At 41.0% G+C, this 10,805-nt stretch carries 8 protein-coding genes and 1 pseudogene; 4 read left to right on the top strand and 5 right to left on the bottom strand.

Annotation, left to right across the window (positions count from 1 at the left end):
* Positions 1 to 134: 134 nt before the first annotated feature.
* Positions 135 to 383, top strand: a pseudogene (locus O9295_RS24135) (Uma2 family endonuclease); the annotation flags it as partial.
* A gap of 3 nt (positions 384 to 386) precedes the next feature.
* Here the strand turns inward: O9295_RS24135 and recN are convergent.
* The 3 genes from recN to O9295_RS24150 form a co-directional block, all read right to left on the bottom strand.
* Complete coding sequence (gene recN, locus O9295_RS24140) at positions 387 to 2,114, bottom strand: DNA repair protein RecN (protein WP_147069110.1); 1,728 nt, start codon at positions 2,112 to 2,114, stop codon at positions 387 to 389.
* A 57-nt stretch (positions 2,115 to 2,171) separates the two neighbouring features.
* Positions 2,172 to 2,852 (bottom strand): two-component system response regulator RppA, encoded by a 681-nt coding sequence (rppA, locus tag O9295_RS24145; RefSeq protein WP_043997953.1) that lies wholly within the window; start codon positions 2,850 to 2,852, stop codon positions 2,172 to 2,174.
* A gap of 95 nt (positions 2,853 to 2,947) precedes the next feature.
* Positions 2,948 to 4,006, bottom strand: a complete 1,059-nt coding sequence (locus tag O9295_RS24150; protein WP_288035868.1) for a DUF2157 domain-containing protein — start codon at positions 4,004 to 4,006, stop codon at positions 2,948 to 2,950.
* Between the two features lie 178 nt (positions 4,007 to 4,184).
* On the opposite strand from O9295_RS24150, the gene O9295_RS24155 reads away from it, so the two are divergent.
* The 3 genes from O9295_RS24155 to O9295_RS24165 all read left to right on the top strand — a co-directional run bounded on the left by O9295_RS24155 (position 4,185) and on the right by O9295_RS24165 (position 7,815).
* Positions 4,185 to 4,655 carry a DUF29 domain-containing protein gene (locus O9295_RS24155; protein ID WP_288035869.1) on the top strand — a complete coding sequence of 157 codons (471 nt, stop codon included), beginning with the start codon at positions 4,185 to 4,187 and terminating at the stop codon, positions 4,653 to 4,655.
* Positions 4,656 to 5,669: 1,014 nt separating this feature from the next.
* Positions 5,670 to 6,110: a Fur family transcriptional regulator gene (locus tag O9295_RS24160; protein WP_002798934.1), complete on the top strand. Its 441-nt coding sequence runs from the start codon at positions 5,670 to 5,672 to the stop codon at positions 6,108 to 6,110.
* Between the two features lie 58 nt (positions 6,111 to 6,168).
* Positions 6,169 to 7,815: a DUF3685 domain-containing protein gene (locus O9295_RS24165; RefSeq protein WP_288035871.1), complete on the top strand. Its 1,647-nt coding sequence runs from the start codon at positions 6,169 to 6,171 to the stop codon at positions 7,813 to 7,815.
* 199 nt (positions 7,816 to 8,014) lie between these two features.
* Here O9295_RS24165 and lysS read toward each other — a convergent pair whose 3' ends face one another.
* A complete protein-coding gene (gene lysS / locus O9295_RS24170; RefSeq protein WP_288035872.1) occupies positions 8,015 to 9,736 on the bottom strand; it encodes a lysine--tRNA ligase in 1,722 nt (573 codons plus the stop codon).
* 114 nt (positions 9,737 to 9,850) lie between these two features.
* Positions 9,851 to 10,420: a TIGR04376 family protein gene (locus tag O9295_RS24175; RefSeq protein ID WP_288035873.1), complete on the bottom strand. Its 570-nt coding sequence runs from the start codon at positions 10,418 to 10,420 to the stop codon at positions 9,851 to 9,853.
* Positions 10,421 to 10,805 lie beyond the last annotated feature (385 nt).

Raw genomic sequence — 10,805 nt, forward strand, 5'->3', positions numbered from 1 at the left:
ATCGATTTTCAGGTGGTCAACTACCTAATTTTCAGGGAAAAAGTCCAGGAATTTTCCCCCCGATCCCCGCAATGGCTGGCACTTTTTGAGGGGAAAAAAGTCCAAAAGTCTTATCCAACAAGGTTTTTAGATTTATTCAGCAGACCCTAGGTAATAAACGCTTGCTCTACGAAGAATTAGGAGTTAGTGAATACTGGAGTGTTAAGGTAAATGATCCCCAAATATTTGCTTTTGAAATAATCGATCGAGGGAGCAAAAGAATTGATATATCAAAGGTTTTACCTAATTTAAAACTCGCGGTTTTAGAGTCAGCTTTACAACAGGCACGCAGCAAGGATCAAAGTCAGGTGGGACGTTGGTTAATCAGTCAATTTCAAGGTTAAATCTTACTGTTTTTTGGCAGCCGCTTTCTCCAATAAAGACTCGGCAAAAGCGATGGCATCTGCTGCCGAATTTCCTCCCGTTAATTGTGCCAATTCTTCCCTTCTCGTCTGACGATTATCGAGAGAAGTAACCCGGACAACCGTGCGAATTTCCGAGAGATTAGTAGGATTATCTTCGGCAATCATTTGTTTATAAACTCGAAAATGGTGATCAGCTAAAGCAGCCACTAAGGGTTGATGAGTAACGCATAAAACTTGATATTGTTGACCTAATTGATCTAATTTATCGGCAATTGCTTGGGCAACTTTTCCCGATACTCCCGCATCAATTTCATCAAAAATTAGGGTTGCTGCTGCCGATTGGGATTGGGAAAAACAGGACTTTAACGCTAGGAGAAAACGACTCATTTCTCCTCCGGAAGCGGTACTGGATAAAGGTTGGATTTTTTCCCCCGGATTGGGACTAAAATAAAATACCACTTGATCGACTCCCAGACTGCTAGGATTACCCGGGTTAATCCGACAGACAAAAATCACCTTTTCCATGGCTAAAGGTTTTAATTCCTGTACCAATTGTTTTTCTAGTTGACTAGCGGTTTCTTGTCGCAAAAAGGTCAACTGGGTGCTAGTTTCTCGATAGATGTTTTCCTGTTGCTGACAAATTTTTTCTAATTCTTCAATGGATTGTCCTTCTCCCGTCAACTCCGCTAATTCCTGCTGTAATTTCTGATAATAATCGAGCGCTTCGGCTAAACTTGGGCCATACTTGCGACAAATGCGCTTAAGTTGGACAATTCTCTCTTCTATCTCGTTCAATCTCTCGGGATCTGCCTCTAGACTATCCCCATAAACGTTGATTTCCTGTCCCGCTTCCACCACCTGATTTAATGCCGATCGCACCATCTCTAAAATTGGCTCTAAACTTGTATCATAAACCATCATATTTGTCAAGATATTTTCAGCTTTTCCTAACAAATCGGCGACGGCCGGTTGATCGCGATCGTTTTGGTAGAGTAGTTGATAGACTTGATAGCTGGAATTTTGCAAATCGACAGCGTGGGAGAGTCGGTTTCTTTCCTGTTCCAACTGTTCCAACTCGTCAGCGTCAGTTAAATTAGCTGATTCTAGTTCTTTTAGTTGATATTCTAATAAATCTAATCTCTGTAGGCGATTTTGTTCCGATTGCAACCTATTATTTAAACTATTCTTGCTTTCTTGCCAGTTAGCGTAGGCTGTGGCTACCTTTTCCCGCTGCCGCAGCAGCGATTCACCCCCGTAGAGATCTAATAATTCCCTCTGTCGATTAGCGTCCATTAACTGAACTGTTTGACCTTGAGCGGTGATTTCTACCAAAAAATCTCTTATTTGCGCCATTTGTTGGCGATTAGCGACGACTCCGTTAATGCGAGAACGAGAACGCAAGGAATTATTAGTAATCACTAATTCCCGGCTGATGGTCAGACTATTATCCTCTAATGGGTCAATTTCCTGACTTTCTAGCCAAGCAATTAATTCTGGGGTGAGAGAAAAAGTCGCTTCTAGGGTTGATTGTTGGCTTCCCTGACGGATGACGCGATGATTGACTTTACCACCGAGAACAATATCGATCGCATCTAATATAATCGATTTTCCTGCCCCCGTCTCACCGGTCAGTACATTTAATCCGCTGCCGAAAGTTAATTCTAAGCGATCGATGAGGGTAAAATTTTGAATTTGTAGGCAGGATAACATATATCGGTAATCAGTAATCGGTAATCAGTTGGTATTCTCATTATCCTTCAGCATTCCCTAATTTTCCCCGAAACGGTAGCCCTTCCCATAGACAGTATTAATTAGAGGTGTTTCTCCAGGCGCTTCGATTTTACGACGCAGTAAGCGCATCAGGGCAGGAACGACATTACTATTAGGTTGCTCCCCTTCTGACCAGAGATGCTGATAAATTTGTTCATGGGTGAGAAGTTGACCCGGATGGGTCATAAATAAAGTCAACAATTGTACTTCTTTTGCTGATAAACTGATCGTGCGACCGTGACGATAGGCCACTTGATTTTCGCTATCGAGTTCTAAATCAGCAGATTTTAATTTACTGCTATTACTAGCTTCAAAATTGGGAGAACGACGCAATAAAGCGCGGACTCTCGCTAATAATTCTCGCAGTTGAAAGGGTTTGACTAAATAATCATCAGCGCCAGCATCTAATCCCGCCACTCGATCATCTATGGTATCCTTAGCCGTTAGAAACAAAACGGGAGTGGTGTCCCCTTGATTGCGTAAATATTGACAGATTTGTAATCCGGATTGCTGGGGTAACATCCAATCGAGAATTAAGAGGTCATAATTATTCTCTTGTGCCAATTCTAAACCCGTCCGACCATTATCAGCAATATCAACTTCATAGCCTTCTTGAGCAAGAATTTGTTCTAAGGGTTCGGTTAATTCTTTTTCATCATCAACGATAAGTATTTTCATAAAAGTAAAAAAGATGGTGTTGGGTTTTGGGGTTTTGGGGTTTTGGGGTTTTTTAGTTGAATCTCCCCATATCCCCATGTCCCCATTTCTCCTAATTATCGATCTTTGGGTAATAAATTGCGCCATTCGAGAGGGATATAACTTTCAATAAATCTAGCCAGGGTTGGGTAATGACGCTGATACAAAACTCCCATATAGATAATACCAAGTCCTAGGGCGGTTAGGGCAAAGGGAAAGAAAATTGAATCGGCAAAGAGACGATAGGAGAGATAGGAAAGATAGGCAAATACTCCAAGACCTCCGAAAACCACAAATAATCTTCTTTTTAGCAGGACGGATAATAACATTAATCCCAAGTTAATTAGACAGTACAAAAATCGTTGCGCTTCATTATCATCGATTAGGAGAGATAGACTAAACCAAAACATAATTAATCCGAATAGGTATAGCCAAAAAGCAAAATCTCCCCGACTGCGACGCTGACGTACATCAATTAAATAGGCAGTTATTAAACAGGCAATTCCAAACCAAAAGGATACCCAGAGTCGCATTCTCCATATATATTCGTTCTCTCCAAATAGCAAAGGGGTTAAGTCCATTGACATATACCACAGACTAAAGGCGATCGGTGCAGTTAAAAAAGGAAATTTAACAAATCGCAAAGTTATTAATCCTGCGATAATCGTGCCTAATTCCATTAAAAACCAACCGCCTTTAGTCCAGGTATAGAAATCTGGATAAATGGCCATATTTCCAGCTTGCCAGTATCCTGTCCAGCGTTGTAAACCGTAGATTGCTAAGGGAGTCATTGCCACTGCCATGGTAAATAAAAGGCCGCCGGGGATTTTGAGATTTTGCTGAAAATAGAGATTTTTCCCCGCAAAAATAAAACAAATTGCATAAAACAGGGCGATAAAAAATAGGCCTGCACCGCCGAAACTCTCCCAAGCTTTGTTCATCAACCACCCCAGGGCGGAGATAACAATTAATGCCCCAAAATAATAGGCCACATTAGCGAAATTAAAGCGAGGGCGATTAACTTCATCTTCTTGGGGATAACGGGATAAAAAAGCCGTCCATAAATTTTCAGCTTGGCTGGCAGTAATTAGGTTTTGTTGTACCGCCCAATCAAAATCTTCTCTTTCTAGTCTCATAATATTCTCTAGTCCTTAAGCTAAGATGTATTTTAACCGCTTATCCTAAGGATAAGGGAATAGGGCATAGGCGCAGATGTTAAATCCTGTAGTAAAACTTAATATTTACCGCTAGAAACATCCGAAATCCGCAAAATAGAGTATAACTCAATCTAGATTAACTATTATCGAAGCAATTATGATAACTAAATCAGAACTCTATGAACAAGATTTTCAATTATGGCTGATAACAACAATAGGTCAGTTGGAACAAGGAGATTTTCAGGCATTAGATGTATCTCATTTAGTTGAGGAGTTGAAAGAATTGGGTAAATCAGATAAAAATGCCTTGGAAGGAAATTTAATGATTTTGCTGGCTCATTTACTGAAATTACAAGTACAATCCTCCGCCACTGAAAGCATGAAATCTAGCTGGTATAGCTCCCTTGTCGAACACAGGGAACGAGTTATCGCCTTACTAGAAAACACCCCTTCTTTGAAATCTCATGTAGCAATCGCCATCGATAAAACCTATCCTAAAGGTCGCAAAATTGCCATCAAGGAAAGTAAATTGGCTGACTTTGGAATTGCGATTCCTCCAGAGGAAGCATATCCCTTAGACTGCCCTTTTTCCTTAGAACAGATTCTTGATGAAGATTTCTATGGCTGATAATTCATATTTAATCCATCGGCTAAGACACTTTCAAAATGCTTCTAAAAAGTCTTCAAATCTCAAAAACTGGGAAGCTATACAAGTCACATCTGTCTCCCGATACTAAGCGATTCGACTGACTTTAAATAGAGCTTACAAGCTTTTTTGCCCAACCCTAGTTAGGGTTTGCTGAATAAATCTAAAAACCTTGTTGGATAAGGTTTTTAGACTTTTTCCCCCCAAAAAGTGCCGACCATTGGAGTGATCGGGGAAAAATTCAGTTACTTTTTCTCTGAAAATTAGGTAATTGACCATCTGAAAATGGGTAAAACCCCACACCCCACACCCTACCCCCACGAAAAACTTTTTCAGCAAACCCTAGTTAATCAGCCTGCAAAAAATAAGTAAAAATTATAAATTTAAGGTAAATAATTAAAATATTTAAATATTTGGGGCGATTAGTTAAATGTAACAAGTAAGTTACAACATTTTGATTTTCCCAGAATTTGCCAAAATTTGGCTGTAAATCGGGGTTGCCTACATTTAATAATATGGTATGATCGTGGTATGCTGTGGGCTTAGTTTAAGCATTAAACCTTAAATCAACGGAAAACCAAGACAATGAGGGGACTGTGTTGATACTCTTGCCCAAAAAAAGCCGCTAGTGATGAGATTTTTTTATGTTGCAATTTTTGAAGTTTTGTAAAGGCTATTGACTTAAAACCAGAATTGTGTATGCTGTACTGCATTTAAACTAGGTATTGAGAATTGTAGTACAAATGCTCGAACTCCTTCTCCCTGCTCCCTGCTCCCTGCTCCGGTGCTTCCATACACTCTTAACAAGTAATTTAGATAGTCAACAGCTTAACTTACCCACTGATAACTTACCCACTGATAACTGATAACTGATAACTGATAACTGTCTCCTGTCTCCCCAAAACGATAAAAACTGGGGCAATGTGGACATCGATCGAAAGACTAAGCTAAACTGGTAATGACTATGTATTAGGGCGGAGGTCAACGGATACAACTATGGACAATTTGGAGGTAAAACAAAAACCGATCCGCTGTTTAGAAGATGCGATCGAAAGGTGTCAAACTTTAGGAATGCGGGTTAGTCGTCAGCGTCGCTATATTTTAGAATTGCTGTGGCAAGCGCAGGAACACCTATCAGCGAGAGAAATTTATGATCGCCTCAATCTGCAAGGAAAAAACATCGGTCATACCTCAGTGTACCAAAACCTAGAAGCCCTATCGGGTCAAGGCATTATCGAATCTGTGGAACGCTGGGACGGCAGACTCTACGGTAACATCAGCGATTCCCACAGTCACGTCAATTGTCTGGACAGCCAACAAATCATCGATGTGCATATCGAACTTCCCCCAGAATTAATTAAACAGGTCGAGGCATCAACGGGGGTAAAAATTACCGATTATCGCATCGATTTCTATGGCTATAAACAAAACAAATGAGCCAGATAACTGTATAATTGACCCTGTGAATAGTATCCGTTGACAGGCTGCAACTCTTGTGATCGATCGCCCTCTCACCTTAATTATCATCGATAATGACCCGATTTTCCGCTTGGGTCTGGTGCAGGCCTTGTCGCAGATAGAAAATATTAGTATCGTCACCGAAGGGGATTTAGAAACAATTTTCGCTTTGACTCTGAATCCGGCCCCCGAAATTATCCTTATCGATCCTCTCTTTGATTGGTCTTACTGTGAAATTCTCCACTCTCGCTATCCCGAAAGTAAAATTGTTTTATTAACCTTTCCTCTCGACTCCCGACAGCAACTAATCGCCAGAGAATTAGGCATCGCCGGTTATATTCCCAAAGGCACAAACCTAGAGCAATTTATCACTATTTTAGGACAAATTTCCCGGGATGAATCCCCGGATGTTGCCCCTTCTGCTCTCACCATTGCTACCCGTACAAGTTTAGCTCCTAGCCATTGGTTAATCACTGCCGGAAAAACGGGATTAAATCGCATCGAAAGTGAATTACATTTAATTGATCTCCACCTCAATCAACAGTCTTTATCCGGCTTTGATCGCTTTTATTGGCAGGGGAGAAAACGAGAACTTTTAGCAGCCCTATGGCTAGTGAGAAAACTAATTCCCCTCGAAGGTAGCTCTTACAATTCAGCTTCAGTCACACCCCCGGTAATAATTAACAATATCGATCGAGAATTACCAATTTTAAGCCGCGAGCGTCCCCTCTGTGTTTCGGCGGTTTTTGAGTCCACTTTAGCGGTCATTCGATCGCCTTTAATTAATAGAACAAAGATTAGTTTTGAAATTGATGTTTTACAGGATAATCGGCAACGGGAATTATTGTATTTAGTTCTCGATGAAATTCGTAAAAATGTCGATGAAATGAGATATTTACAGGTTAGTAGTGGGGAATTAACCAGTCGCTTAAATTTGATTATTTACGATATCTGGGAGAAAGTTACCCGTAAATTTTTAGAAATTAATGCCTCGGTTTATGATGAAATTAGTAAAAGCAGACTTAACGAAATTATTCTGGAAGAAAGAGAGGCAATTCAAACAGAAATCCTCAATAAAATTCCTTTTACTCTTGACTTATTTTCCTATTTAGTGTACGAAAATAGTTTAACTATTGACGGAGTAGGATACCGAGCTAATGCTCCTGAAACCATCGCCAGAGCAGAAATTCTCCTGCAAAATCTCATTCATAATATTGCCAATGCAGTGACGGTAATTATTCTCAATAACTTCTCGGAATCCGAAAGAGTCAAACAAAAACTTTACCGTTCAGAATTTCTCATCGCCAGAAAATTAGCTAAAATCCGCAATGAATTATCTTGGAAATACCGACGGCAAAAATATTGGCAAGACCCCAAAGATATATTTGAAAGTCAATATCAATTATTTCACTATAGCGAGGGAGAAATCCAATCTCTAGCCATTTATTCCCCTCGACAGGAAGAATTAAATAGTTTAACAGGCATACCCTGGTTAGTTTCGATCGCCTTAGAATTAAGAGACTCTTTATCTCCTCGTTTACGCGCTTTTTTTCGGGTGGTGGGTAAGGGAGTAGTCTATATTCTTATCCAAGTTATCGGTCGCGGTATTGGTTTAGTAGTTCGCGGGGTTTTACAGGGAGTTGGTAACACTTGGCAGGAAGTCAAAGGTAAGAAGGGATCATGAATGATAACTGATAACTGATAACTGATAACTGAAGTAGTTATAATTAAATTGAAGATGGATTTTGCCTCTGATCCCCACTGCCCCTAGGGTTGATTCATAGTAGGGTTGATTCATGAATCAACCCTACCCTGCCCCCTTGATAAGGGGGGTGTCTGACAACTTTTAACACCTATCTACTTAACTGAAGTGACCCTAACTTTTACAATTCCTTGTCAAAACTGTATTTATCGCGAATTTGTCCGACAAAAAACTGTCCTTTCGATGGTGCGGACTGAAAATCTTTATATACTGCCAAAGGTAGATCATGATAAAGATAGATACCACCGTGATTAAATTCCACTTTCAGAATTTTTTTTTCCTGATCGTAGTCAAAAGATTTAATCGCTGTACTTTGGCTTTTTAATAAGGGGAAAGCAATCACATCGCGAATACTGGCAGAATCGGTTAATAACATGATCAGGCGATCGATGCCAATTCCTAAGCCTCCCGTGGGGGGCATTCCGTATTCTAAAGCGGTTAAAAAGTCCTCATCAACTCCCTGCGCTTCCAAATCGCCGGCCGCTTTTTTGAGTGCCTGTGCTTCTAATCTTTGCCGTTGATCGATGGGATCGGTTAACTCAGAAAAACTATTAGCTAATTCCCGTCCAACCACATATAATTCAAATCTTTCTACGAGGTCAGTTTTTGAGCGATGGGGTTTAGCTAAAGGCGAAATTTCCACGGGAAAATCTAGCACAAAAGTGGGCTGTATTAGGGTTTCTTCGACTTTTTGTTCAAAAGCTTCATTTAATAGCTTACCGATGGTTTTACAGTCCTCTGGAACGCCAATGCCGGCATTTTCTGCGGCAATACGAGCCGACTCGAAATCCTCAAAACTATTCAAGTCAACCCCAGTTATTTCTTGGACTAATTCGTGCATAGTCACTCGTCGCCAAGGGGGAGTTAGGTCAATTTCCCTGTCTTGATAGGTGATTTTCAGCGTACCTAAAACATCTTGTGCGGCATTAACGATAATGTTTTCGTTTAACTCCATCATGTCATAATAATCGGCATAGGCCTGATAGATTTCGATGGAAGTAAACTCGGGGTTATGTTTAGTAGAAACCCCTTCATTGCGAAAAATTCTGCCTAACTCGAAGACTTTTTCAAAACCACCCACTATTAATCTTTTTAGATGTAACTCGGTGGCAATGCGGAGATATAACTCCATCTCCAGCGTATTATGATAGGTGATAAACGGTCTAGCATCGGCTCCTCCCGCTTCACTTTGTAGCACGGGAGTTTCAATTTCAATAAAACCTTCTTGGTCTAAATATCTGCGAATGGCAGCGGTAATTTGGGCGCGACGGCGAAAAGTTTGTCGCACTTCCGGATTAACAATTAAATCCACATATCTTTGTCGATAACGTTTTTCTACATCGGTTAAACCGTGCCATTTATCCGGGAGAGGTAAGAGGGATTTGGTGAGAATTTCGTACTCGTTTACATAGATAGATAATTCCCCGCGTTCTGTGCGTTTAATTGTGCCTTTTGCTCCTAAAATATCCCCCGTATCGGTCAGTTTAATCACCGTGTTAAAGGCATTCGGCACGGCGGACATGGTTTCACTAATGCGTTTTTTATCGAGGTATAATTGAATCGTTCCCGTTTCATCTTGCAGGTTAAAAAAGGCTAGTTTACCCATAATTCTTCGGGCAATAATCCGACCAGCAATTGCTACTTCTGTGCTAATTTCTTCCCCCGGTGCTAAGTCAGCGTACTGCTCTTGTAATTGTTGAGCGTGAGCGGTGGATTTCCACTGGTAAGCGTAGGGATTTAAGCCAGCTTTTTGCAATCCTGCCACTTTTTCTAAACGAGCGGCCCGGATTTCTTCGAGGGTAGAGGAGGGTTGATTTTCAGGATTTTGTGCTTGAGATGCCATCGTTTTCTAAGAGGAACAATTCTGGGGAATTTTTTAGGTGTTGGGGATTTCAGTTATCAGTTATCAGTTATCAGTTATCAGTTTACTGTTTACTGTTCACTGCTCACTGAAAAATTATCGTCCCATTTCTCGCTTTAATTTTTTCAATTCTTCTTCCATTTCCCATTCTTTAAATTTTAGATCGAGATTATCGTAGTTCGAGCGCTGATAGTCCGATTCTTGGGGTTGATCCCAAAAACTGGTTTCCCAGTCACGGGACTGATTTTTAGGGGCTTTTTCGGCTTTAATTTGCACTTCTTGACGACGTTGTTGGACCTGTTGCAGTAACTCTTGGGATTGACTCAGACGTTTTTTCACCCCTTCCATCCGTCCCCAAAGTTGATTACCCTGACGAAATAGGGCCGCCTCGCGTTCACTAGCAGCCTTCAGCAAGTCCTGCCGTCCAGCGGCCTTAGCCTTATCAATTCTAGCGTGCCAAGTTTGGATATCTTGGGCAGTGGCCAAAATTTGCTGTTCGAGACGTTGACGCTCATTTTCTAGGGCGCTAATCAGTTTAGCAGTATCGCGCTCCTGTTCGCGCAGTTGTTCCACCAGCGCCTGTAATTCTAATTGGGGATGACTTCTGAGAAATTCTTCCAGTTGGGTTTCAAGAAAGCGACTGACATCATCAAATAGATTGCCCATCTGTGCAATATCCTAAATTTTCAATTAAAGTCTAGGAGCGATCGATTTTAATCCCCCTCTTTTTAGCATAGGCTAGATCAACCCTAGATTTAAATATATGTGGTAAAAGTAGTACAAAGATGTTATTCGGCTGCCGGTTAGGGAAGGGGAAACCATTTTGACATCCTCGCCGCCGTAAAACGGACGGCGATTCCTCACCACGCCACTTTTTAAGGGTGGTCGCTGAACGGGGTTGACGCTTCACCGAAAAACGCTTAATTGCTTAAGTCTGACACTTTCGACCCGTCCGTTTTGAGTGTCCGAATGCCCTCCGGCCACTTTGAACAAGTCGAAAAAATCTCATGTTCAACCTTATTTCCTAGAAAGTTTTACTCGTTCAAGGCCG

Source organism: Microcystis sp. LE18-22.4A (assembly GCF_027531105.1).
Classification (GTDB): Bacteria; Cyanobacteriota; Cyanobacteriia; order Cyanobacteriales; family Microcystaceae; genus Microcystis; species Microcystis aeruginosa.